1 protein-coding gene is annotated in these 572 nt (G+C 71.5%); it reads left to right on the top strand.

What is annotated here, in order from left to right; all coding sequences use genetic code 11:
• The coding region (locus tag A5701_RS23780) for a VWA domain-containing protein (protein WP_156670244.1) at positions 1-572 on the top strand (572 nt) is incomplete at both ends.

Genomic DNA, 572 nt, shown 5'->3' with positions numbered 1-572 from the left:
GCGCTGCTCAGCCTGATCCTGTTGACCATCGCGCTGGCCACCCCCACCCACGACATGCGTATCCCCCGCAACCGGGCTGTCGTCGTGCTGGTCATCGACATGTCGCAGTCGATGCGGGCGACCGACGTCCCGCCGAACCGGCTCAAGGCCGCCGAGGAGGCGGCCGGCCAGTTCGCCAGTCAGCTCACGCCGGGCATCAACCTGGGCCTGGTCGGCTTCGCCGGCACGCCATACCTGCTGGTGTCGCCCACCCCGCAGCACCAGGCGACGATCGACGCGCTCAAGAAGCTCGACTTCGCCGACAGCACGGCCACCGGCGAGGCCATCTTCACCGCCCTGCACGCGGTGAGCGCCCTGGCCATCACGGGTGGCGACACCCCGCCCCCGGCCCGCATCGTGCTGGAGTCCGACGGCGCGGAGAACGTGCCGCTGGACGCCAACGCCCCGCAGGGGGCGTTCACCGCCGCCCGGGCCGCCAAGGCCGCGGGCGTGCAGATCTCGACGATCTCCTTCGGGACGCCGTACGGCACCGTCGAGTACGAGGGCGCCACCATCCCGGTTCCCGTAGACGA

The sequence above is a fragment of the Mycobacterium sp. E3305 genome (assembly GCF_001666785.1).
Classification (GTDB): Bacteria; Actinomycetota; Actinomycetes; order Mycobacteriales; family Mycobacteriaceae; genus Mycobacterium.
This window is presented reverse-complemented; position numbering and strand designations above follow the sequence as displayed.